Below are 22,291 nucleotides of genomic sequence, written 5' to 3' on the forward strand. Positions count from 1 at the left end.
GCCATGCTCCGAGACGGCACCCTCTACCAGCCACCCGTCCCACTCGCAGCTTGACAAAAACCATAGGGACACCCCCCTGGACACGTGTCCGGCGCGCGGTTGAACCGATTCCCCACAGCGATCCTCATCCGGTCAGTGGGATTGAGGGGCAGCCATCTACTCGTCGCGTTGGACCACCGTCTGTCGGGACGACGGCGCAGTGCGTCGCAAGTGCAACGAGACCTTGTCGGGGGCTCGTGAAGAAGCTGACGGAAGTGCGACGCTGATCCCATGCGCACCAGGACGTTCGTCGTCATCGCCGGGATCGGCATCATCGCTGCCGCCGGCGTCAGCGTCCAAGCGCTTGTCACCCACGCCCACGCCCACAGCCTGGCCGAAGCCGCTGCAGCCTCCGAGGTACCGGCCCCGGATACCTCGGTCGAGGTGATGACCAAGACCTACCTGCGCGCGGCGAAGGACCACGACTGCGCCCTCACCCGACTGCTCACGACTCCGAACACGTTCGCCTGGTGCGGCGCAGCTCCGCACGGATGGTTCGACGGTGATCCGGAATTGCAGTCGTACCGCGATGTCGGGAAGCCGGAACTGGTCACGAAGGGCGTTGCCGGGCACGCTCAGGAGTGCGTCCAGTCCACGATCATGCAGCGGTGGATAAGCGGCGCGGACCCTGGCGAGCTGAGCTGGAGTTGGTGCTGGGTGCACACCGCCGACGGCTGGCGCCTGTGGGATCAGGGACAGGGCTAGACCCGACGAGCAGGAAGAGAGCACACGCGGTTCGGTAGCCGATGGCGGTTCCAAGGGGCCGTTGTAACGGGTGGTTGTGTCGAGTTCGTACTCCCGGAGCAGTCCGGTGGTGTTCTCGTTCGGGCCCGATAGCACCTTGGTGGCTCTCGGACGTACGACATCGATGCGAACGTCGTGTCGAAGGGCGACGACGGAACCGCTGTGATCGAGTACACCGCGACGAACGAGACCACCCTCGGGTCCGCGTTGCGGATCCCCGGGCTCGACTACGACGTGTTGAACCGGGCCGCTGGAGACCACGGCCCGCTCTCGCGGATCACAGAGCGATCCACACGGACGGAGAAGGTGAAGTGGTGAGCAGACGCCGGTTGGGCATCGCGACTCTGATCGCGGTGCTGTCGGTCCCGTTGACAGGCTGTGCCGTCCCGGCACAGCCTCAGGACTCCACCGGTACCCGGCGACTCAAGGGAGAGGACGGCGACCGCGCCGCCGAGTTCTGGTCAGCGCCGGGCGGGAGTACGCCTCCGGTCACGACGGCCCCCACGTGGAGGCGAGGAACGCGGAGGGGTAGCGGAGGCGTTTCAGATTTCCAAACGACAGAAACCCCGACAGAACTGCGGTTCTATCGGGGTTTGTTGGTCGGGCTGACAGGATTTGAACCTGCGACCCCTTGACCCCCAGTCAAGTGCGCTACCAAGCTGCGCCACAGCCCGCGAGTCCCAGAAGGACCCAGACCCCGCCCCCACGAGGGAGGCTGCGAGCCCCGCCCCACACCCGACCGAGCGTGGAGCAGCCCGTCAAGCATAGCGGAAGCGGGAGCCCCACCGCGCCACGACGACGGACCTGCGCGCGTCACCCCCGCAGGTGCATCGGCTGGACGACCCGGCGCTCCCGCGACAACCAGGGCAGCGCGAACCCGGCGAGCAACGCCCCGAGTCCGTCCGCCGCCAGGTCGCCGATGGTGTCGTCGTACCCGACGAAGATCGTGTCGTCGACGAGGTTGTGCCCGAGCCACTCGCCGATCTCCCACACCGAGCCGATCGCCATCCCGGCGGCGAGCGCCACGAGGGCGGAGAGCAGCACGCCGGCGCGCGGGGCCGAGACGACGACGCCGGCGTCCGAGGCGATCACGACGAGCAACGCCGCGAGCAGCCCGACCAGGATGACGTGGACGAGCTTGTCCCAGAGGAACACGGTCGTGTACCAGTCGAGCACGCTGCTCCAGGCGGCGACCAGGCAGAGCAGCACGACGGCCGCGTCGAACGTCGGTCGCAGCCCGAGCATGCGCGGAACGACGGTGCCGAGGAGCGCGAGGGTCGTCACGGCGAACGCGACCGCTCCCCAGCCCACGGCGGCGACGGGCACGCTCACCAGGGTGACGATCCGCAGCACGTCTGCGGCCCAGACGGCGCCGTGCGGCCGTCGGAGGAACGTCGGCCCGAAGGTGTCGATCACGCGGTCGCCCCGAAGGACAGCACGGCGTGCACGGCGAGGTGGTCGGACGGCCACACTCCCCCGGGCCGCCGGGTCGAGATCGCGGCGCGGGACACCACGGCGTCCGCGGTGGCGAACACGCCGTCGATGCGCGGCTTGTCGGCGCGCGGCTCCCGGTAGGCGGCGTACGTGCCGAGTTCCGCCGTCTCCAGGCGGGAGGCCCGCCTCCAGGTGTCCGTGATGCCCGCCTCCGCCAGTGCTCGCCACGGTGCCGACCCGGCCGACGCGTTGCAGTCGGCCATCACGACGGCGGGCAGGCCGGACTGGGCGACGATCCGGCCGAGCAGTTGCGCCGAGCGGAGTCGGGCCCAGGGCGATGCGACGTCGAGGTGCGTGGCCAGTGCCAGGAACCGTCGTCCGGTTGCATGGTCGTCGAGGACGGCCCCGACCGCGTGCCGGGGGAAGGCGGTCGCCCATGAGCGGGAGCCGGGGCGCAACGGTGTGCGGGACATCGCCCACGACCGGCGCTCGACGACGGTGCAGCGCTCGGTGTCGACCAGGAGTCCGACGGCCTCCCCGTCGCCGAAACGGTCGCGTCCGAGCAGGACCGCTTCCCAGCGCGAGCCGATGCCGGTGGCGAGGTCGACGGCCTGGGGGCGCAGGGCCTCCTGGACGGCGAGGACGGTGGGCTCCTCGGAGGCGACGAGTGCCACCACGGCGTCGCGGCGGTGTTCCCACGAGTCGGGGTGGCCGGTGGGTCGGGGCACGCTGCGGCGCAGGTTGAGGGTCATGCAGTGCAGGTCGGGAGCGGCCACCGGCCCGATGATCGGTCGGTCGTCGGCCTGTCGGTGCATGTTCCCCTTCTACGAGACGGCACGGATGCGGTTCTCAGGGTGACGTCGGCTCGGCTCCTAGGGTGGCCCGATGCGTTCTCGACCCGTCCGTGCCCTGCTCGCGCTCGCTGTGACCGGTCTGGTGCTCGGGGTGACCGCCTGTTCGGCTGCGGCTCCGACCCCCCGTCCGACGCTCGCCCCGGCGTCGTCGGACACCGTGACCGTTGTAGCGGAACGGTCCGCCGCGGACCGTTCGGTCCGGACGAGTCGTGCCCTGTTCCGATCCGCGCCGGGTGCTGTCGTCGCGCCCGCCGGAGACGCCGACGCCGTCCGCGATGCGGCGAGCGCCGCGGTCCGCGCGCACGTGCCGGCCCTGCTCGTCGACTCCGGATCGAAGGAGGCGACCACTGCCGTGGCCGACGAACTCGAGCGTCTCGGGGCGTCCTGGTACCGGGCGTTCGACGACGTGACCCTCGACACGCAGGTCGAGGAGCGGGACGTGCCGGAGGTGGGCCAGCGGGCGGAGGCGGGCCGGGCCTCCCGGCAGACGGTGCTCGTCGCGGACCGGTCGGACGACGCTGCCGCGGTGGCGTCGGCCCGCGCTGCCGACGCTCAGGTGGTGGTGATGCCTTCGGGCGTGTCGGACCCGGCTGCGTCGGGGGCGGTCGTCCGCGCGATGCACGGTGCGCAGGGGCGGCCGACGCTGTTGCTCGGGGCGTCGTTCGCGGACCTCGGCGATCCGGAGTGGGTGGTCCGCGCCGCGCAGACCGGGTACCGGATCGGCGGGGGTGGGCAGCGTCCGTTCGACGGCCACCGGTACACAGCTCTCTACGGCGCGCCCGGGGCGCCGGTGCTCGGCGTCCTCGGCGAGCAGGACCCGGCCGCGATTGTCGCGCGGGCCCGGAAGCTGGCGGAGCAGTACCGCGGGCTGTCCGACGTGCCCGTGACGCCCGCCTTCGAGATCGGTACGGTCAGCGCGCGGGAGGTGAACGGCGTGTCGGGATGGCTCGCCGGGGTGGAAGAACTTCTTCGACGAGGACACCCCGACGCTGACGCCGGAGCAGACCATGTCCGAGGTGCAGCCGACGCCGTCGCTGGTCACCTACCAGTGAACGGTCGCGGGTTCTCCAAGGACTGGAGGCCCGTGGCCGGGTTCGTCGGTCGGTCCTGACAGCATGGGGGCATGAGTTCAGCTGCTGCCTCCCCCGTCCCGCCTGCTGCGGTGCCGTCTGCCGACGCGGTGCCGACTGCTGACGCGGTGCCCTCTGCTGACATCGTGGCCGAGGCGCAGGAGGCCCTGCAGGCGCTGACGGGTCGGGTCGATGCGGTCTTCCACCCGGGGCAGCTCGAGGCGATCTCCGCGCTGGTCGAGCACCGGCAGCGAGCGCTCGTCGTGCAGCGCACCGGGTGGGGCAAGTCCGCCGTCTACTTCCTCGCCACGCTGCTGCTCCGGCGTCGGGGCGGTGGGCCGACCGTCCTCGTGTCGCCGCTGCTCGCCCTGATGCGTGACCAGGTCGCCGCAGCGGCCCGAGCCGGGGTCCGAGCGGTCTCGATCAACTCCGCGAACGCCCACGAGTGGACGGAGACCCAGGCAGCCCTCGCCCGGGACGAGGTGGACGTGCTGCTGGTCTCCCCGGAACGGCTGAACAACCCGAAGTTCCGTGACGAACAGCTGCCCGCGCTCATCGGGCGGATGGGCATGCTCGTCGTCGACGAAGCGCACTGCATCTCCGACTGGGGTCACGACTTCCGGCCGGACTACCGCCGCCTCGCCGAACTCATCCGGTCCCTGCCGCACGGCGTGCCGGTCCTCGCGACGACGGCGACCGCGAACGAGCGGGTGGTGGAGGACGTCGCCGAACAGCTGACCGCCGGGCCCGAGGACCCGGTGTTCACCATCCGCGGGTCGCTCGCCCGCGCTTCGCTGCGGCTCGGTGTGCTCACCCTGCCGGACGCCCGCGCCCGCCTCGGCTGGCTGCTCGCCCACCTCGGCGACCTGCCCGGCAGCGGCATCATCTACACGCTCACCGTCTCGGCGGCCGAGGACATCGCCCGGCTCCTCCGGGAGTCCGGGTACGCCGTCCGCGCCTACACCGGCCGGACCGACAACGACGAACGCGAGCAGCTCGAAGGGCAGCTGAAGGACAACCAACTCAAGGCCCTGGTCGCCACGAGCGCCCTCGGCATGGGGTTCGACAAGCCCGACCTGGGCTTCGTCGTGCACATCGGGGCGCCGTCCTCCCCCGTGGCGTACTACCAGCAGATCGGTCGTGCCGGCCGCGCCACCGACAACGCCGACGTCCTGCTGCTGCCTGGGCGTGAGGACCAGGAGATCTGGCAGTACTTCGCCAGCGCCTCGATGCCGACCGAGTCCCGGGCCTCGGCGGTGCTCGGCGCGCTCTCCGTCGACACCGCGATGTCGACCGTGGCCCTCGAAGGGCTCGTCGACATCAAGCGATCGACGCTGGAACTGCTCCTCAAGGTGCTCGACGTCGACGGCGCCGTCCGTCGGGTCGGCGGCGGCTGGGTCGCCACCGGTCGGCCGTGGGAGTACGACGCCGCCCGCTACGAGCGGGTCGCCGCCGCCCGTGCCGCCGAGGCCGCGTCGATGCTCACCTACGAGTCCACGAGCGCGTGCCGGATGCAGCTGCTCCAGCAGGACCTCGACGACCCCACCGCGGAACCCTGTGGCCGGTGCGACAACTGCGCCGGCGCCTGGTACCCGACGGACGTCTCGGACGCGGACCGCACGGGTGCCGCGAACGCCCTCGACCAGGTCGGCGTCGAGATCGCCCCCCGTGCGCAGTGGCCCTCGGGCATGTCCTCGCTGGGCGTCGCGGTGAAGGGCAAGATCCCGGTCGGCGAACTCGTCGCTCCGGGTCGGGCCGTCGCCCGGCTCACCGACCTCGGATGGGGTGGTCCGCTGCGTGCCCTGTTCGCGAACGGGACCCCGGACGCACCGGTGTCCCGCGAACTCGTCGACGGCTGCGTCCGTGCGCTCAAGGACTGGCCGTGGGAGACCCGACCGACCGGTGTCGTCGCGATGTCCTCGCGCTCCCGCCCGCAACTCGTCGCCTCGCTCGCCCAGGCGCTGTCCTCGATCGGTCGGCTGCAGCACCTCGGCACCCTCGACCGGGAGGGCGGGGTGCCGCGTGGTGACGGTGCGACGAACAGCGCCTACCGGCTGTCCGGCGTGTGGGACACGTTCGTCGTCGGACCGGAGCTCGCGGCAGCGCTGCAGGCGCACGAGGGGCCGGTCCTGCTCGTCGACGACCTGGTCGACAGCCGGTGGACGATGACCGTCGCCGGGCGGGAACTCCGACGGGCCGGGGCATCGGCCGTGCTGCCGTTCGCGCTCGCCACCGTGGCCTGACGGTTCGCCCGGCCCGGCCCGCTCGGCCGCGCGGCACCGCGCCGGCGTGACCGGGCCGGCGGGACCGAGGCCGGGCCGATCCCGGTCGGACTACCCGGCGGAACCGATCGCGTCGAGTTCGGCGACGGCGTCGTCCGGCAGCACGAAGCCCGCGGACGCCACGTTGTCCCGCAGGTGGTCGACCGACGACGTCCCCGGGATCAGCAGCATGTTCGGCGACCGCTGGAGCAACCACGACAGCGCGACGGTCAGGCGCGAGACCTCCAGGCGCTCCGCGACCCGGTCGAGTGCCCCGGACTGCAGCGGCGAGAACCCACCGAGCGGGAAGTACGGCACGTAGGCGATGCCCTGCGACGCGGTGAGGTCGACGAGGGCGTCGTCTTCGCGGCGCGCCACGTTGTACATGTTCTGCACGCAGACGATCGGTGCGTAGCTCTGCGCCTCCGCGAGCTGCTCGGCGCTGACGGTCGACAGACCGATGTGGCGGACGAGCCCGTCCTCCTGCAGGCGCGCGAGTGCCTCGACCTGCGGGGCGATCGAGCCCGGTTCCGGAGCGTCGAAGCCGCCCATCCGGATGTTCACGACCTCGAGCTGCTCGAGACCGAGGGTGCGGAGGTTCTCGTGCACCTGCGCCACCAGGTCGTCGGGCTGCCGGGTCGGCACCCAGTTGCCCTCGGCGTCCCGCACCGATCCGACCTTCGTCACGATGTGCACGTCGTCCCCGTAGGGCGAGAGCGCTTCGCGGATGAGTTCGTTCGTGACGTGCGGGCCGTAGAACTCAGCGGTGTCGATGTGCGTGATGCCGAGCTCGACGACGGTCCGGAGCACCCGGACGGCCTCGTCGCGGTCGGCCGGAGGACCGAACACGTGCGGTCCGGCGAGCTGCATGGCGCCGTACCCGACGCGGGTGAGTTCGAGGTCGTCGGCGAGGCGGAACGTGCCGCCGGGGAGCGATGTCGTGGTCATGGCCTCCACGATGCTCCCCGTCACCCGTCCTGCCCAGATCCCCGACGATCCTGGGACCACGGGGACCAGGACCGGACCCCGGCACTGCGCCTACGATCGGCACCGTGAGCGACAACCCCCTCGGCGACCACCTGCGCGCCCGCCGCGAGCTGGTGCAGCCGGCGGACGTCGGCATCCGCGTGACGGGCGTCCGACGCACCCCTGGCCTCCGCCGGGAGGAGGTCGCGACGCTCGCCGGGATCAGCGCCGACTACTACCTGCGCCTGGAGCAGGGTCGGGACCGCAACCCCTCACCGCAGGTCCTGGAGGCACTCGCCCGGGTCCTGGGGCTCGACACGACCGCCACCGAGTACCTGCTCGGCCTGGCCGGCATCCGCCCGACCACTCCCGCCAGACGCTCCCGCCCACACCGCCAGGTGGTGCCGGCCGGCACCCGCCAGCTCCTCGACGTGATCGGGCTGCCGGCCTTCGTCGAGAACCGGGCGTTCGACGTCCTCGCAGCGAACAGCCTGGCGACCGAACTCGCCCCGGGCCTCCGAGCAGGCCAGAACCGACTGCGGACCATGTTCCTCGACCACGACGAGGTCGAGCGCTACCCGGAGTGGCCACAGCAGCGGGCGGGGATGGTCGCCGCGTTCCGGACGTCGATCGGACCGGACGTCGACGACCCGGACGTCGTCCAGCTGGTCGGCGAGCTGTCCCTCGGCAGCGAGGAGTTCCGGCAACTCTGGGCCCGCCACGACGTGCGGCCCCTCGGTGGCGGCGCGGTGCGGATGTGGCATCCGGAGGTCGGCGACCTGGAACTCCGCCGCGAGAAGTTGGCCGTCGGCGGCACCGACGGGCAGCTGCTCGTCGTGCACCACGCGGAGCCGGGCTCACCGTCGGCACGCGGGCTCGCGCTGCTCGGTTCGCTCGCCGCGACACGGACGGCGGCAGCGCACTCCGCTACCGGACAGTCCGACGTACCGGCTTCGGGAACGTGAGTCGCATGTGGTCGCTCGTCAGGACGTCGCCGATCCCGACCATGAGCACCGAGAACAGGATCTGCTCGATGACCATCCAGAACGGGTAGAGGCCCGGGATGGCCGCGATCACCAGCGTCACGATCGGGAAGACCCGGCTGAAGAGCCGCAGCCGCTGGTACGCCCAGTAGTACCCGAGTTGCGCGCGCCACGCGAACACGTAGAGCGTCAGGGTGATGAGCAGCACGACCGTCGCTCGGAACCACACCGCCCACGGGACGACCTCCCCGGCACGGGTCAGCAGCACGGCGACGACGATCGCGGTCAGCCCGACGACCGTCTCGGCGACGAGCAGCCACCGGATCCACCGGAACGAGCGGACCGTGTCGGGATGGGCGAGCATGTCCTCGCGGATGACGTAGCCGCCCTGCCGACCGCCGGCCAGGCGGTCCAGGCGGAGCCGGCTCCACGCCCGGTCAGCGGTCGCTGCCAGGCCGGATGGTCGCTGCGTCACCCTCCCATCGTGCCGTACCCGACGGCTCGCTGCTGCCTCGGGCCGCCGACGCGGCTGAGAGTCCGGTCTGCCGGAGTGCGGTCTGCCGGAGTGCGGTCTGCCGGAGTGCGGTCTGCCGGGAGGCACGCCCTCCCCCGCCGTGCTCCCCCGGTCAGAAGACGGGGAGCAACTCGGCGCCGCCGAGCAGGTCCCCGGTGTCGGCATCGACCAACAGGACGGAGTGCACCACCGGCGGCAGGTCCTGCGGGTCGACGATGACCAGTACCGGGTGTTCGCCGTCCGGTGTGAACGAGCCGAAGTCGGCGGGGACGTCCTCACCGGTCCACTGCGCCCGTTCGCTCCCCAGGACGTCGCCCGAGGACAGCTGGACCCGCACCGCACCGACGTGCGACCCGGTCGTACCGGACCCTGCCATCACCTGCACGCCGGTCAGGGTGATCTGGACGACCTGTTCGCCGACGACCTCGAGGCGGACGTTCCCGCGGACCTCGCCACGGATGGGGACGAGGTCGCCGGCGATCGGCAGTGCCCGTCGCCACCACGGACCCGACGCCTGCGCGTCGTCGACGGGGAGCCCGGTCGCGGCATCGATCATCGGAGCGTCGCCGGTGGCGTCCGTGGTCGGCTCGTCCGGGATGAACCCGTGGCCGATCGAGATCCCGGCGTCGTCCGCACTCGGGGACGGGTCAGGAACCGACGCCGACGTCGTCCCACCGTCCGCAGCCGACCACTGCACGACCGCGCCGGCGGCGACCACGACGAGCAGCACCAGCCCGGCCACGAGAGGCCATCGACGTCGAGACGTCGATCGCTCCCCTCGTGGCACGGACATGGCGGCTCAGCGCTTCCGGCGCTCGCGCACTCGCATGTTGACGACGATCGGCGTGCCGTCGAAGCCCCAGACCTCGCGCAGACGGCGGGTGATGAACCGTCGGTACTGCGGGTCGAGGAAGGCCGAGGTGAACAGCACGAACGTCGGCGGCTGGCTCGACGCCTGCGTGGCGAACAGGATGCGGGGCTGCTTGCCGCCGCGGACCGGGTGCGGGTGCTCCTGGACCAGTTCGGCGACGAAGGCGTTGACCTTGCCCGTCGGGATACGGGTGTCCCACGACTCGAGCGCGGTTTCGAGGGCCGGCACGAGCTTCTCGAGGTGACGGCCGGTGCGGGCGGAGATGTTCACGCGCGGGGCCCAGGCGACGTGCGCCAGGTCCTGCTCGATCTCGCGCTCCAGGTAGCGGCGACGCTCGTCGTCCAGCAGGTCCCACTTGTTGTACGCCAGGACCAGGGCACGACCGGACTCGAGGACCAGGTCGATGATGCGGAGGTCCTGCACGGACACCGGCTCGGTCACGTCGAGGACGACGACCGCGACCTCGGCCTTCTCGAGCGCGGCGGTGGTGCGGAGCGAAGCGTAGAAGTCGGCGCCCTGCTGCAGGTGCACGCGCTTCCGGATGCCGGCGGTGTCGACGAAGCGCCAGGTCTTGCCGCCGAGCTCGATCTGCTCGTCCACCGGGTCACGGGTCGTGCCCGCGAGCTCATTGACGACGACGCGCTCTTCACCGGCGGCCTTGTTGAGCAGCGAGCTCTTGCCGACGTTCGGACGGCCGAGGATGGCGACGCGACGCGGGCCGCCGATCTCCTGCTTGGCGACCGCGGACACGTCCGGGAGCGTCGAGATGATCAGGTCGAGGAGGTCCGCGACACCACGGCCGTGCAGCGCCGAGACGGGGTGCGGCTCGCCGAGACCCAGGTTCCAGAGTGCGTAGGCCTCGAGGTCACGGCGCTCGTCGTCGGACTTGTTCGCGGCGACGATGACCGGACGGTCGGTGCCGCGGAGCATCTTGACGACGTGCTCGTCGGTGGCGGTGATGCCGACCGTGACGTCGACGACGAACAGGACCGCGTCGGCGAGGTCGATCGCGACCTCGGCCTGGGCGGCGACCGAGGCGTTGATGCCCTTCGCGTCGGGCTCCCACCCGCCGGTGTCGACGATGGTGAAGCGCTTGTCGTTCCACTCGGCCTTGTAGCTGACGCGGTCGCGGGTGACACCGGGGGTGTCCTGCACGACGGCTTCGCGGCGGCCGAGGATGCGGTTCACGAGCTGCGACTTGCCGACGTTCGGACGGCCGACGATCGCGAGCACCGGCAGCGCCGGCAGGTACGCGACGCCGTCGACGCCGAGCTTGCCGGCTTCGAGGAGCGCCAGGTCCTCGTCGTCCAGGTCGTAGTCCTCGAGGCCGGCGCGGAGCGCGCTTGCACGCTGGTCCGCTTCGGCGTCGTCGATGCCGGCGAGCCGCTCTCCGAGCGAGTCGTCGTACTCGGGGAAGTCGTCGTCACTTCGGTCGTCCAGCTGCGCCATGGTGGTTTCCTTGCCGGCGGCCGGTGGGCCGCGTGTTCGTGGTTCAGGTGCGGCCGTGTGGCCGGGTTGTCGTCAGTTCGTGGCCGAGCGGGCCAGGTCGACCACCGCCTGCACGGTCTGGTCGAAGTCGAGGTCGGTGGAGTCGAGGGTGGTGACGCCGTCGGCGGCGTTCATGAAGTCGACGACCTTCGCGTCCGCAGCGTCCCGACGGGCCAGGGCGGCCGAGGTCTCTTCGGCCGACTGCGTCGTGACCTCCGCCGACCGACGTGCCATCCTAACGGATTCGTCGGCGGTCAACAGGATCCGGACTTCGGCGTCCGGAGCGACCACCGTCGTGATGTCGCGTCCTTCGGTGATGATGCCCTGTCCGTCGGCCATCCGCATCACCTGGCGGAAGAGCGACACGAGCTTCGCGCGCACTTCCGGCAGCTTCGCGATGTGCGCCACGGCCGCGGTGACCTCCGGCGTCCGGATGGCGTCGGTGACGTCGACACCGCCGACGCGGACGAAGTAGTCGTCGGGGTCGGTGCCGATCGCGTAGTCGAAGGAGTCGAAGGCCGCGACCACCGCGACGGGGTCGTCCAGGTCGACGCCCTGCTGCAGTGCGTGCCAGGCGAGCGCGCGGTAGGCGGCGCCGGTGTCCTGGTAGCCGAAGCCGAGCGCACGGGCCGCCGCGCGCGAGACGCTGGACTTGCCGCTGCCGGCAGGGCCGTCCACGGCGATGACGAACTTCGCCACGAACGCTCCGGCGGGCAGACCGGCGGGCATCGGATCGCGGGTCGAACCCAACTCGCCCGCACCCTGCCCGTCAGGACCGCCGGTGACGTCGCCGCCGCCGAGGGGCCCGGGCTGGTCGGTCGGGCTCGGCAGACCGGAGTCGGGGGCGTCCGGGCCGCCGGTGACGCCGGACTCGAGCGTGGTGTCGTTGTCGTTCAGGCCCATGCTGCTGCGATCCTCCATCCGCGACCCTCGAGTTCCTCGACGAGTCGCTGTTCGTGCTCCGGGACGACCGACACCTCGACGATGCCGATCTGCGCCCGGGGCGAGTGCTCGAGGCGCAGGTCCTCGAGGTTGATACCGAGTTCCCCGATGGTGGTGAGGAGTTCGGCGAACTGCCCGGGTCGGTCGTCGATGAGGACGACGACCTGGGCGAACCGTGCGGTGGACCCGTGCTTGCCGGGCAGCCGTTCGACCCCGCGGTTGCCCGAGGCCAGGGTCTCGGCGATCGCCCGTGGCGACCCGGCTGCGGCGGGGTCGGCGAGCGCGATGAGCACCCGGTCGAGTTCGTCGCGGAGGTCGGCCAGCACCGGCCGGATGTGCGCGGCGTTGGCGCCGATGATCTGCACCCACAGTCCAGGGTCGCTCGCGGCGATGCGCGTGACGTCGCGGACGCCGCCGCCCGCCAGGCCGAGCGCTTCGCCGGGGGCGTCCCGCAGGCGCGAGGCCATCAGCGTCGCGACCAGCTGCGGCGCGTGCGACACCACGGCGACCGCTCGGTCGTGCGACTCGGGGTCCATCGGGACGACGGTCGCGCCGAGGTCGAGGGCCAGGTGCTCGACCACGGCCGCGCGCTGGTGGCTGATTTCGTCGTGTCCGGCGATGACCCAGGGGCGACCGATGAAGAGGTCGGCACGGGCGGCGGTCGGACCGCTGCGTTCGCGGCCCGCCATCGGGTGCGAGCCGATGTACCGGGAGACGTCCGCTCCGGCGGTGCGGAGTCGGTCGAGCGGCCCGGACTTGACGCTCGCGACGTCGGTGACGACGGCGTCCGGGTGCGCGAGGAGTTCGCGTTCCACGACGGTCGCGGTGACGTCCGGCGGCACGGCGACCACGATGAGTTCGGGGTCGTCACCCGCTGCCGGGAGTCGTCCGGCGCCGTAGTCGACGGCGAGCGCCAGCGCGGCCGGGGAGACGTCGTCGAGGACGACGTCCACGCCCTTGTCCCGCAGCGCCAACCCGATCGAGGCACCGAGCAGTCCGGTGCCGACGATCCGCACCGGCCCGCGGACGCGCCGGTCGGTCTCGGCGCGCGACAGACGGCTGTCGGTCACGGTCGTGCTGGCGTCGGTCACCGGGCAAGCCTATCGAGCGCGGGTGCCGGGCAGCAGGACGGCGCCGGGCCTGTGGAGAAGTCCCCACCGGTCCCGGCGCCGTCCGTGTCACTGTCGGTCCGCGACGGTCAGTCCGTGCTCTCCGCGTCGTCGTCGCCGGTGCGGGTGTCCGCGGTCCGGGCGATGCCGAGCAGCTTGCCGAGTTCGATCGTGGTCAGCTCGCGCACCTCACCCGGTGCCAGGCTGCCGAGCTGCAGCGGTCCGAACGACCGGCGGACGAGCTCGAGCACCGGGTGTCCGACCGCTTCGAGCATGCGGCGGACGATGCGGTTACGGCCGGAGTGCAGCGTGATCTCGACGAGCGACTCCCCGCGCGAGGACTCGAGCAGCCGTGCCTTGTCGGCGGCGATCTGGCCGTCCTCCAGCTCGATGCCGTCGAGCAGCAGCTGCAGCGTGGAGGGGACCATGTTGCCGTCGACCTTCGCGACGTAGGTCTTCGTCACGCCGAAGGACGGGTGTGCCAGGACGTGGGCGAGCCCGCCGTCGTTCGTCAGGATGAGCAGCCCGGCGGTGTCGAAGTCGAGACGGCCGACGTTGAACAGCCGCTCCTCGAACTGGTCGACGAACTGCGACAGGTCGGGACGGTCGTGCTCGTCCTGCATGCTCGACACCACACCGGTCGGCTTGTTGAGCACGACGTACCGCCGAGAGGTGTCGGTCTGCACCGGCACACCGTCGACCGCGACCTCGTCGGTGTCCGGGTCGACGCGGCGTCCGAGCATGTCGGCGACCTCGCCGTTCACCGTGACGCGGCCCTCAGAGATGAGGTTCTCGGCGACCCGTCGGCTCGCCACACCCGCAGCGGCGATCACCTTCTGCAGGCGCTCACCGCCTTCCTGGAGGTCCGGCTCGCCCCCGTCGGTCGCCGTCCCGTCCGCCGGGTCCCAGTCGGGGATGATCGGGCGTTCGGGCGTGCCTTCGGCGGGGCGACCGGCGTCGTCGCGCTCCCCGGCCGGGAGCGGCGTGGTCCTCTTGCGCGCCGGGTCGTTGCGGGGGCTCGTCGTGCCACCGACGTAGCGGCGGCCGTTGTGCCACACGCTGCTCGGGGCGCCGTCCGGGCTCCGGCGGTCCTCGCGGCGGGGGTCGCTGCGACGCTCGGCTCCACGGTCGTCCGGGCGGCGGGAGGCCCCGCGGTCGTCACGCCCGCGGTACCCGCCGCGCTGCTCGTCACGGCCACCTCGGTCGTCACGAGCACCACGGGAGTCGCGTCCCTGGTACCCGCCACGCTGCTCGTCACGGCCACCTCGGTCGTCGCGAGCACCACGGGGATCGCGTCCCTGGTACCCGCCACGGTCGTCGCGTCCGCCGGTGCGGCGGTCGCCGGAGTCGTCGCGGCGCACGAATCGGCCGCGGTCGTCGTCACGGCTCACGAAGCCACCGCGGTCGTCGCTGCGTCGGTCGGCGCCGCGCGTGTCACGGTCCGGACGTCCGCGGTACCCACCACTGGTGCGGTCGTCGTTGCCGCGGTACCCGGCGGAGGGACGGTCGTCCCGCCCGCGGTACCCACCGCTGGCGCGGTCGTCGCCACCGCGGTACCCACGGTCACCCGTGCCGCGCTCGTCGCGGCCACGGTAGCCACCGGTCGGACGGTCTGCGCCACGGTCGTCACGCCCGCGGAACCCGCCGGAGGAACGGTCGTCACGCCCGCGGTACCCGCCACTGCTCCGGTCGTCGCCGCCACGGAAGCCACCGGTCGGCCGGTCCCCGCCACGCTCGTCGCGCCCACGGAAGCCACCGGTCGGACGGTCTGCGCCACGTTCGTCGCGGCCGCGGAACCCGCCCGACGGGCGGTCCCCACCACGCTCGTCACGTCCACGGAACCCGCCAGAGGATCGGTCGTCCCGACCGCGGTACCCGCCACCGCTCCGGTCGTCGCCGCCACGGAAGCCACCGGTCGGACGGTCCCCACCACGTTCGTCACGTCCGCGGTACCAGCCCGTCGGCCGGTCCCCACCACGTTCGTCACGTCCGCGGTACCCGCCCGTCGGCCGGTCCCCACCACGGTCATCACGCCCGCGGAACCCACCGGTCGGTCGGTCCCCACCACGGTCATCGCGCCCGCGGTACCCACCGGTCGGACGGTCCCCACCACGCTCGTCACGTCCGCGGTACCCCCCACGGTCGCCACCACCAGCACGGTCGTCGCGCCCGCGGTACCCGCCGGAGGAACGGTCGTCCCCGCCGCGGTACCCGCCACGGTCGCCGCCGCCGGCCCGGTCGTCGCGCCCGCGGGAGCCGCCGGAGCCGGCCCCGTCGCGTCCGCGGGGTGCGTCGTCGCGGCGACCTGAGCCTCCCGGCCGGTCACCGCCCGGGCGACCCCCGCCGCGGCGGTCGTCGTCTCGTCGTGCACGGTCGTTCTGGTCAAACCCGGCCATCGGGGATCCCTTCGGTCTGCCCGAAACCGTCCGCGCCGTCCTCCAGGAGGGGCGAGATGAGCGGAAGCTCGTCGAGCGAGTTGATGCCGAGCTGCTGGAGCAGCAGCTCGGAGGTGACGTAGTTGATGGCGCCGGTCTCGGAGTCGGTGAACGACTCCTCGATGAGGCCGCGCGCGACGAGCGTCCGGACCACGCCGTCGACGTTGACGGCCCGGATCGCGGCGATCTGGGAGCGGGTGATCGGCTGCTTGTAGGCGACCACGGCGAGGGTCTCGAGCGCCGCCTGGGACAACCGGGCGGGGCGCTCCGCCTCGACGAACTGCTCGACGACGGCGTCGAGTTCGGCGCGGACGTAGAACCGCCAACCACCGCCGACCTCGCGGAGCTCGAAGCCGCGGCGGACCGTCCCCTCGACGCCGTCGAAGTCCGCGACGAGGCGGTCGACAGCCTGTCGGACGACGGGCACCGGCGCGCCGACGGCGGCGGCGAGCGCGACGAGGGACTGCGGCTGGTCAGCGATCATCAGGATGGCTTCGAGCTGCCGGTCGACCGGTGCCGCGACGGGCGGAGCGTCGACGGGCGGCACGTCGACGGGCGACGTGTCAGGTGAGCGCTCCTCCGCCGCGGCACGGAGTTCCAACTCGAGGGCGCGGGCGTCCTCGATCTCGTCCGCCCCACCCGGCTCGGCGGATCCCCCGGCGCGCGACGGAGCGCCGTGTGCGTGCGCGTGCACGTCATCCGTCATAGTCGGCTCCCAGGTTCGCGAGGCTCTCGTCCGTCCAGTCGAGTGCGGTCCACCGGAGGACCAGTTCCCCGAGCGGTTCGAGTTGTTCGAACGAGATGGAGGCGTTCCGGTACAGCTCCAGGATCGCGAGGAAACGAGCCACCACGATACCCGCCTGGTCGACCCCGGCGATGAGTTCGCGGAACGTGACGTCCGGCGACCCCTCGTCGGCGCGGGTGCGGAGGACCGACACCACGATGGCGGCCTGCTCCCGGATGCTCACCGCGGGGGCGTGCAGGTGGTCGAGGCCGACGGTCGGGATCTCGCGCGGCGCGAAGGCCAGCGCCGCCATCGCCGCGAAGTCCTGCACGGACAGGGTCCAGACCAGCTCGGGCGTTCGAGCACGGAACCGTTCCTCGAGCCGGACGCTCCGCACGTGTCGTCGCGACTCGGCGCCCCAGCGGTCGCCGAACCAGTCCGCGGCCTGCTTGAACGCCCGGTACTGCAGCAGTCGGGCGAACAGCAGGTCGCGGGCTTCGAGCAGGGCCACGTCCTCGGCGTCGACGAGTTCGCCCTGCGGCAGCAGCCCGACGATCTTCAGGTCGAGCAGCGTCGCGGCGACGACCAGGAACTCGCTCGCCTCGTCGAGTTCGTCGCTCGACTCAGCCTGCCGGACGTACGCGATGAACTCGCCCGTGACGGCACTCAGGGCGACCTCGGTGATGTCGAGCTCGTGCTTCGTGATGAGCGACAGCAGCAGGTCGAACGGCCCGTCGAAGTTGCTGAGGCGCACCCGGAACCCGGGTGCGGTCGTGGTGCCGACCGGCGAGTCGGTCGCGCTCTCGGCGTGTCCGGCCGCGTCGGACTGGAGGCTCGTGGCCGGGTCCTCAGGCGACGGCGCCACGCTGGACGAGCTCTCGGGCCAGCTGCCGGTAGGCATGGGCCGCAGCGTGGTCCGGAGCCGTCTGCGTGATCGGTCGCGCCGAGACGGTCGCGTCCGGGAACTTCACGGTGCGCCCGATGACGGTGTCGAGGACGCTGTCGCCGAACGTCTCGACGACACGCTCCATGACCTCTCGCGAGTGCAGTGTCCGCGAGTCGTACATCGTCGGGAGGATGCCGTCGAGCACCAGCGCCGGGTTCAGCCGGTCGCGCACCTTGTCGATCGTCTCGATGAGCAGCGCGACGCCGCGCAGCGCGAAGAACTCGCACTCGAGCGGGATGAGCACGCCGTGCGCCGCGGTGAGGGCGTTCACGGTGAGCAGCCCGAGGGACGGCTGGCAGTCGATGAGGATGACGTCGTAGTCGTTCGACACCTTCCGCAGGACGCTGGCCAGGATCTGCTCGCGGGCGACCTCGTTGACCAGGTGCACCTCGGCCGCGGACAGGTCGATGTTCGCCGGGATGACGTCGAGCAGCGGCACGTTCGTCGGTTGGATGACCTGGTTCGGGTCCTTCACGGCACCCATCAGCAGGTCGTAGACCGTCGGGATGTCGTGCGTCCGGACACCGAGACCGGCGGACAGGGCGCCCTGCGGGTCGAAGTCGACCGCCAGGACACGGCGGCCGTACTCGGCGAGCGCGGCACCGAGGTTGATGGCGGTGGTGGTCTTGCCGACCCCGCCCTTCTGGTTGCACAGGGAGATGATGCGGGCGGGACCGTGGCCGTCCAGCTCTTCCGGCACGGGGAACGACCGCACGGGCCGACCGGTCGGACCCGTGACGATGTCGCCGGTACCGGAGGCTGTCGTCGGGATGCTGCTCACCGGGCCATCGTACCGGCGCAGTCGCGCCTGACCGGGCCGCACCGCCGCGCGGTGGCCGACGAGGCGGACGGGCCACGGGCCTCCCGGCCGTCCGAGAGCCGGGATCAGGCGGCGCGGAGGGCGACGCGCATGCTGTCGACGCGTTCCGCGATGACCGGATCGGTGGCCCACCGCTGCTGCAGGCGCCCGACGAGGTCGGCGATCTGCTCGCGGCCGAGGCCGGCGATGAGTCGGAGGCCGACCGTCAACTCGGGCCCGGCGAACCGCGACAGCGGGTCCCCCGGCGACAGCTCGACGCGGACCACGGCCGGCTCGGTCTCGATCGTGCGGGCGAAGGCCTGCGCGACCTCCGGGTCCTCGGAGCACGGCGTCCACGGGAGGTCCTGTCCGAGCGCCCACACCGCGGGTCGGCGGAGCACGAACTCCGTCGCTGCCGTCGGGTCCAGCACGACGAGCTGGGTGTCCTCGCTCGCGGCGGCCATCGCGACCCGGCGCGACTCGACCGGGATGGGTCGGGCGTCCGCGTCCCAGGCGCGCATCGCCTCGACCGAGGTGAACGCCGGCATCACCGCACGCCCGTCGGGTCCGGCGACCGTGACGATCGAGAGCTCCTGGGTCTTGTCGACGATGCGGCCGTCCGCGGTCTCGCCGACGTCACCGGCCTCGGCGACGAGCGGGATGAGCAGCCGTGCGGTGCGGAGGGCATCGACGACCGCGCCGTGCGGGCCTCCGGACGCGACCGCGGTGATGGCGGCGACGACGGCGGGATCGGCCAGGCCGTCGTCCTCGGTGAAGGTCGTGTCGTGCGCGTCGAACGTGCGGCCAGCCCACGGGTTGCCGGCGGAGTCGCCAGCGTGGTCGTGGCCAGGTGCTGCGTGCCCGTGCGCCGCCTGCTGGTCCGCTGTCTGCTGGTCTGGGTCAGGGCCGGCACCCCGACCGTTCGAGATGCCCGCCACGGGACTACTCGGACGCGATGTCGAGTGCGGCCGGCAGCGTGAACGCACCCGTGTACAGCGCTTTGCCGATGATCGCACCCTCGAGCCCGTGCGGCACGAGCGCACGAAGCGCGCGGAGGTCGTCGAGTGTCGAGATGCCACCCGAGGCCACCACGGGCTGGTCGGTGCGGTCGCAGACCTGCCGGAGCAGGTCGACGTTCGGACCCTGCAGGGTGCCGTCCTTCGTCACGTCGGTGACCACGTACCGGGCACACCCGGCGTCCTCGAGCCGGTCGAGCACCTCCCAGAGGTCCCCGCCGTCCTCGGTCCACCCGCGGGCCGCGAGGGTGGTCCCGCGGACATCGAGCCCGACGGCGATCTGCTCGCCGTACTGCCCGATCACACGGGCCGCCCACTCCGGGTTCTCCAGCGCCGCGGTGCCGAGGTTGACCCGGGCAGCACCGGTCGCCAGAGCGGCCTCGAGCGAGGCGTCGTCACGGATGCCGCCGGAGAGTTCGACGGACACGCCTTCGACCTCCCGGATGGCGTGAGCGATGACCCGGCGGTTGTCGCCCCGGCCGAACGCGGCGTCGAGGTCCACGAGGTGGATCCACTCGGCACCCTGGTCCCGCCAGGTACGAGCGGCAGCGACCGGGTCGCCGTACCCCGTCTCGCTGCCGGCTTCGCCCTGGGTGAGGCGCACCGCCTGGCCGTCGACGACGTCGACCGCGGGCAGGAGGACGAGGGGCTGGGTGGTGGAGAGCTCGGTCATGGTCCCGTCGGGATCGGGGGTCACAGCGACGAGACCCAGTTGCGGAGGAGGCGGATGCCCGGCTCGCCGGACTTCTCCGGGTGGAACTGCGTGGCGCTCAACGGGCCGTTCTCGACGGCGGCGATGAAGCGCTCCCCGTGCTCGGCCCACGTCAGCTTCGGCGCCCGCAACGGACCGTAGGCGTCGAGCGGGAAGTCGGTGACCCCGTAGGAGTGCACGAAGTAGAACCGCTCGTCGCGGAGGCCGTCGAAGAGCACCGAGTCCTCGGGCGCCTGGACCGTGTTCCATCCCATGTGCGGCAGGACATCGGCCTTGATCGGCTCGACGACACCTGGCCACTGTCCGAGGCCCTCGACGTCGGCACCACGCTCCACGCCGCGGGCGAAGAGCACCTGCATGCCCACGCAGATGCCGAGCACAGGACGGCCACCGGCCAGACGGTGGTCGACGATCTCGCCGCCGCGGACCCCTTCGAGCTGGTCGACGACCGCGGCGAACGCGCCGACCCCGGGAACGAGCAGACCGTCGGCCGCCAGGGCCGTCTGCTTGTCGTTCGACAGGGTGACGTCGGCCCCGGCACGTTCGAGTGCCTTCGCCGCCGAGTGGACGTTGCCGGAGCCGTAGTCGAGGACGACGACGTTCGGGCGGGTGGTGCTCACAGCGTGCCCTTCGTGGACGGGATGCCGTCGACGCGCGGGTCGAGTTCGACGGCGCGGCGCATCGCGCGGGCGAAGGCCTTGAACTCGGCCTCCGCGATGTGGTGGGGGTCGCGGCCGTCGAGGACGCGGACGTGGACCGTGATACCGGCGTTCATCGTGATCGCCTCGAACACGTGCCGGACCATGGACCCGGTGAAGTGTCCGCCGATCCGGTGGAACTCGAAGCCGGCGGGCTCTCCGGTGTGCACGAGGTACGGACGACCGGAGACGTCGACGACCGCCTGGGCCAGTGCCTCGTCGAGCGGCACGAGGGCGTCGCCGTAGCGACCGATGCCCGCGCGGTCACCGAGGGCCTGACGGAGCGCCTGGCCCAGGACGATGCCGGTGTCCTCCACCGTGTGGTGCACGTCGATGTCGGTGTCGCCCGAACTCTGCACGCGCAGGTCGATCAGCGAGTGCTTGCTGAAGGCGGTGAGCATGTGGTCGAAGAACGGCACGCTCGTCGAGATCTCGGAGGTGCCGGTGCCGTCGAGGTCGAGCGACAGGGAGACGGTCGACTCACTCGTCGAGCGGGTGATCTCGGCGGTGCGCGCGGTCATGCTCCAACCCTAACGGGCGGCTGCTCGGCGGCGACCTCGCGCATCGCGTCGAGGAACGCAGTCGTCTCTTCCGCCGTGCCGGCGCTGACACGCAGGTGGTTCGGGATGCCGAGGTCACGCACGATCACGTCCCGCTCCAGCAGGGACTCGAACGCAGCACGCGGGTCGGCGACGCCCCCGAACAGGACGAAGTTCGACCACGTCTCGTGCGGCTGGTACCCCATGGCCCGCAGCTCCGTCACCATCCGATCGCGCTGCCCGCGGATGTCGTCGACCATGCGGAGCATCTCCGGGGCGTGACGGAGGGCGGCGACCGCGGCGGCCTGCGTCAGCGCGGACAGGTGGTACGGCAGGCGGACCAGGCGCAGGGCGTCGATCACGGCCGGGTCGGCGGCGAGGTAGCCGACCCGGGCGCCCGCGAACGCGAAGGCCTTGCTCATCGTCCGCGAGACGACCAGGCGCGGGCGTCCGGGCAGCAGTGTGAGGGCCGTCGGCTGGCCGGCGGGCATGAACTCGGCGTAGGCCTCGTCGACCATCACGATGCCGTCGGTGGCCTCGTAGACGGCCTCGATGGTCGCGAGGTCGAGGGGCGTGCCCGTCGGGTTGTTCGGCCCGCAGAGGAACACGAGGTCGGGCTGGTGCGCACGCACCGCGGCGGCCGCGGTCTCGGGAGAGATGCGGAACTCGGCGTCCCGCGCGGCCGCGATCCAGCGGCTGCCCGTGCTCGACGCGATGATCGAGTGCATCGAGTAGGTGGGCGGGAACCCGAGCACGCTGCGCCCCGGACCGCCGAACGCCTGGAGCAGCTGTTGGATGACCTCGTTCGACCCGTTCGCTGCCCAGATGGACTCGGCACCCAGACCGTGTCCGAGGTACCCGGCGAGGGACTCCCGCAACTCGGTGAACTCGCGGTCCGGGTAGCGGTTGACGGTCGCCAGCGCCTGACGGATCGATGCGACGATGTCGTCGGCCACGTCCTGCGGCACCGGATGCGTGTTCTCGTTGACGTTGAGTTGCACGCGGACGTGCTTCTGCGGGGCGCCGTAGGGGCTCTGCCCGCGGAGGTCGTCTCGGATGGGGAGGTCTTCGAGCGTGGTTGCCACCGATCCATCGTAGGCCGCACTGCCCGCATGCTGACCGGCCGTCCGGACGGTCACGCCACGGG

The 22,291-nt window shown here is 71.9% G+C and carries 23 protein-coding genes and 1 tRNA gene; 6 read left to right on the forward strand and 18 right to left on the reverse strand.

Translation table 11 applies throughout. From position 1 onward, the window contains the following. The first annotated feature begins 270 nt into the window (after nt 1-270). Both DEI89_RS14335 and DEI89_RS17840 read left to right on the forward strand, forming a co-directional pair. The gene (locus DEI89_RS14335; protein ID WP_110904738.1) at nt 271-744 is read left to right on the forward strand and encodes a hypothetical protein; all 474 of its coding nucleotides are present in this window, start codon (nt 271-273) and stop codon (nt 742-744) included. 201 nt (nt 745-945) lie between these two features. After that, complete coding sequence (locus tag DEI89_RS17840; RefSeq protein ID WP_181421678.1) at nt 946-1,101, forward strand: hypothetical protein; 156 nt, start codon at nt 946-948, stop codon at nt 1,099-1,101. Nucleotides 1,102-1,380: 279 nt separating this feature from the next. On the opposite strand, the gene DEI89_RS14345 is transcribed toward DEI89_RS17840, so the two are convergent. From DEI89_RS14345 to DEI89_RS14355, 3 genes are all read right to left on the reverse strand, one after another. After that, nucleotides 1,381-1,457 (reverse strand) — tRNA-Pro (locus DEI89_RS14345). 139 nt (nt 1,458-1,596) lie between these two features. Then, nucleotides 1,597-2,199: a hypothetical protein gene (locus DEI89_RS14350; RefSeq protein ID WP_110904740.1), complete on the reverse strand. Its 603-nt coding sequence runs from the start codon at nt 2,197-2,199 to the stop codon at nt 1,597-1,599. Continuing rightward, nucleotides 2,196-3,032, reverse strand: a complete 837-nt coding sequence (locus DEI89_RS14355) for an endonuclease/exonuclease/phosphatase family protein (RefSeq protein ID WP_110904741.1) — start codon at nt 3,030-3,032, stop codon at nt 2,196-2,198. Before DEI89_RS14355 ends, DEI89_RS14350 begins: the two co-directional genes overlap by 4 nt. Before the next feature lie 70 nt (nt 3,033-3,102). Between DEI89_RS14355 and DEI89_RS14360 the strand changes: the two genes are divergently transcribed. Continuing rightward, nucleotides 3,103-4,182, forward strand: coding sequence for a hypothetical protein (locus DEI89_RS14360; RefSeq protein WP_110904742.1), 1,080 nt, complete (start codon nt 3,103-3,105; stop codon nt 4,180-4,182). Between the two features lie 12 nt (nt 4,183-4,194). Next, nucleotides 4,195-6,384 (forward strand): ATP-dependent DNA helicase RecQ, encoded by a 2,190-nt coding sequence (locus DEI89_RS14365; RefSeq protein WP_258368938.1) that lies wholly within the window; start codon nt 4,195-4,197, stop codon nt 6,382-6,384. Between the two features lie 90 nt (nt 6,385-6,474). On the opposite strand, the gene DEI89_RS14370 is transcribed toward DEI89_RS14365, so the two are convergent. Beyond that, on the reverse strand, nt 6,475-7,350 hold the full coding sequence (locus tag DEI89_RS14370; RefSeq protein WP_110904743.1) for an oxidoreductase: 876 nt from the start codon (nt 7,348-7,350) through the stop codon (nt 6,475-6,477). A gap of 104 nt (nt 7,351-7,454) precedes the next feature. Here DEI89_RS14370 and DEI89_RS14375 point away from each other — a divergent pair, with 104 nt between their 5' ends. Then, nucleotides 7,455-8,333, forward strand: coding sequence for a helix-turn-helix domain-containing protein (locus DEI89_RS14375; protein ID WP_258368940.1), 879 nt, complete (start codon nt 7,455-7,457; stop codon nt 8,331-8,333). Here the strand turns inward: DEI89_RS14375 and DEI89_RS14380 are convergent. From DEI89_RS14380 to DEI89_RS18165, 6 genes are all read right to left on the reverse strand, one after another. Then, entirely contained in the window at nt 8,296-8,826 is a 531-nt protein-coding gene (locus DEI89_RS14380) for a hypothetical protein (RefSeq protein ID WP_110904745.1), read from the reverse strand. The two genes, DEI89_RS14375 and DEI89_RS14380, sit on opposite strands and share 38 nt — an antisense overlap. A 151-nt stretch (nt 8,827-8,977) precedes the next feature. Next, complete coding sequence (locus tag DEI89_RS14385; protein WP_110904746.1) at nt 8,978-9,607, reverse strand: hypothetical protein; 630 nt, start codon at nt 9,605-9,607, stop codon at nt 8,978-8,980. Nucleotides 9,608-9,664: 57 nt separating this feature from the next. Further along, nucleotides 9,665-11,185, reverse strand: a complete 1,521-nt coding sequence (gene der / locus DEI89_RS14390; protein WP_110904747.1) for a ribosome biogenesis GTPase Der — start codon at nt 11,183-11,185, stop codon at nt 9,665-9,667. 72 nt (nt 11,186-11,257) lie between these two features. Then, on the reverse strand, nt 11,258-11,953 hold the full coding sequence (gene cmk, locus DEI89_RS14395) for a (d)CMP kinase (RefSeq protein ID WP_110904788.1): 696 nt from the start codon (nt 11,951-11,953) through the stop codon (nt 11,258-11,260). 164 nt (nt 11,954-12,117) lie between these two features. Then, on the reverse strand, nt 12,118-13,236 hold the full coding sequence (locus DEI89_RS14400; RefSeq protein ID WP_110904789.1) for a prephenate dehydrogenase: 1,119 nt from the start codon (nt 13,234-13,236) through the stop codon (nt 12,118-12,120). Between the two features lie 128 nt (nt 13,237-13,364). Next, the gene (locus DEI89_RS18165) at nt 13,365-14,117 is read right to left on the reverse strand and encodes a pseudouridine synthase (RefSeq protein ID WP_258368950.1); all 753 of its coding nucleotides are present in this window, start codon (nt 14,115-14,117) and stop codon (nt 13,365-13,367) included. 207 nt (nt 14,118-14,324) lie between these two features. Here DEI89_RS18165 and DEI89_RS18170 point away from each other — a divergent pair, with 207 nt between their 5' ends. Then, the gene (locus DEI89_RS18170) at nt 14,325-15,584 is read left to right on the forward strand and encodes a hypothetical protein (RefSeq protein WP_258368941.1); all 1,260 of its coding nucleotides are present in this window, start codon (nt 14,325-14,327) and stop codon (nt 15,582-15,584) included. A gap of 73 nt (nt 15,585-15,657) precedes the next feature. Here DEI89_RS18170 and scpB read toward each other — a convergent pair whose 3' ends face one another. From scpB to DEI89_RS14445, 8 genes are all read right to left on the reverse strand, one after another. After that, nucleotides 15,658-16,416, reverse strand: a complete 759-nt coding sequence (gene scpB, locus DEI89_RS14410) for an SMC-Scp complex subunit ScpB (protein WP_110904749.1) — start codon at nt 16,414-16,416, stop codon at nt 15,658-15,660. Then, complete coding sequence (locus DEI89_RS14415) at nt 16,406-17,299, reverse strand: segregation and condensation protein A (RefSeq protein WP_375537779.1); 894 nt, start codon at nt 17,297-17,299, stop codon at nt 16,406-16,408. The genes scpB and DEI89_RS14415 overlap by 11 nt, the downstream gene beginning before the upstream one ends. Then, nucleotides 17,283-18,161, reverse strand: coding sequence for a ParA family protein (locus DEI89_RS14420; RefSeq protein WP_110904750.1), 879 nt, complete (start codon nt 18,159-18,161; stop codon nt 17,283-17,285). The genes DEI89_RS14415 and DEI89_RS14420 overlap by 17 nt, the downstream gene beginning before the upstream one ends. A gap of 104 nt (nt 18,162-18,265) precedes the next feature. Continuing rightward, on the reverse strand, nt 18,266-19,117 hold the full coding sequence (locus DEI89_RS14425; protein ID WP_110904751.1) for an SseB family protein: 852 nt from the start codon (nt 19,115-19,117) through the stop codon (nt 18,266-18,268). Nucleotides 19,118-19,121: 4 nt separating this feature from the next. Beyond that, complete coding sequence (gene priA / locus DEI89_RS14430) at nt 19,122-19,868, reverse strand: bifunctional 1-(5-phosphoribosyl)-5-((5-phosphoribosylamino)methylideneamino)imidazole-4-carboxamide isomerase/phosphoribosylanthranilate isomerase PriA (protein ID WP_110904752.1); 747 nt, start codon at nt 19,866-19,868, stop codon at nt 19,122-19,124. Nucleotides 19,869-19,888: 20 nt separating this feature from the next. Beyond that, complete coding sequence (gene hisH / locus DEI89_RS14435) at nt 19,889-20,527, reverse strand: imidazole glycerol phosphate synthase subunit HisH (protein WP_110904753.1); 639 nt, start codon at nt 20,525-20,527, stop codon at nt 19,889-19,891. Beyond that, a complete protein-coding gene (gene hisB, locus DEI89_RS14440; protein WP_110904754.1) occupies nt 20,524-21,126 on the reverse strand; it encodes an imidazoleglycerol-phosphate dehydratase HisB in 603 nt (200 codons plus the stop codon). Before hisB ends, hisH begins: the two co-directional genes overlap by 4 nt. After that, entirely contained in the window at nt 21,123-22,229 is a 1,107-nt protein-coding gene (locus DEI89_RS14445) for a histidinol-phosphate transaminase (RefSeq protein ID WP_110904755.1), read from the reverse strand. Before DEI89_RS14445 ends, hisB begins: the two co-directional genes overlap by 4 nt. Between the last annotated feature and the right edge of the window lie 62 nt (nt 22,230-22,291).

It is taken from the genome of Curtobacterium sp. MCBD17_030, assembly GCF_003224255.1.
Lineage (GTDB): Bacteria > Actinomycetota > Actinomycetes > Actinomycetales > Microbacteriaceae > Curtobacterium.

What these genes read in the sequence shown, in the direction of transcription:
- DEI89_RS14335 (WP_110904738.1), top strand. Translation starts at nt 271, where the DNA reads ATGCGCACCAGGACGTTCGTCGTCATCGCCGGGATCGGCATCATCGCT.
- scpB (WP_110904749.1), bottom strand. Translation starts at nt 16,416, where the DNA reads ATGACGGATGACGTGCACGCGCACGCACACGGCGCTCCGTCGCGCGCC.
- der (WP_110904747.1), bottom strand. Translation starts at nt 11,185, where the DNA reads ATGGCGCAGCTGGACGACCGAAGTGACGACGACTTCCCCGAGTACGAC.
- priA (WP_110904752.1), bottom strand. Translation starts at nt 19,868, where the DNA reads ATGACCGAGCTCTCCACCACCCAGCCCCTCGTCCTCCTGCCCGCGGTC.
- DEI89_RS14360 (WP_110904742.1), top strand. Translation starts at nt 3,103, where the DNA reads ATGCGTTCTCGACCCGTCCGTGCCCTGCTCGCGCTCGCTGTGACCGGT.
- cmk (WP_110904788.1), bottom strand. Translation starts at nt 11,953, where the DNA reads ATGCCCGCCGGTCTGCCCGCCGGAGCGTTCGTGGCGAAGTTCGTCATC.
- hisB (WP_110904754.1), bottom strand. Translation starts at nt 21,126, where the DNA reads ATGACCGCGCGCACCGCCGAGATCACCCGCTCGACGAGTGAGTCGACC.
- DEI89_RS14355 (WP_110904741.1), bottom strand. Translation starts at nt 3,032, where the DNA reads ATGCACCGACAGGCCGACGACCGACCGATCATCGGGCCGGTGGCCGCT.
- DEI89_RS14365 (WP_258368938.1), top strand. Translation starts at nt 4,195, where the DNA reads ATGAGTTCAGCTGCTGCCTCCCCCGTCCCGCCTGCTGCGGTGCCGTCT.
- DEI89_RS14370 (WP_110904743.1), bottom strand. Translation starts at nt 7,350, where the DNA reads ATGACCACGACATCGCTCCCCGGCGGCACGTTCCGCCTCGCCGACGAC.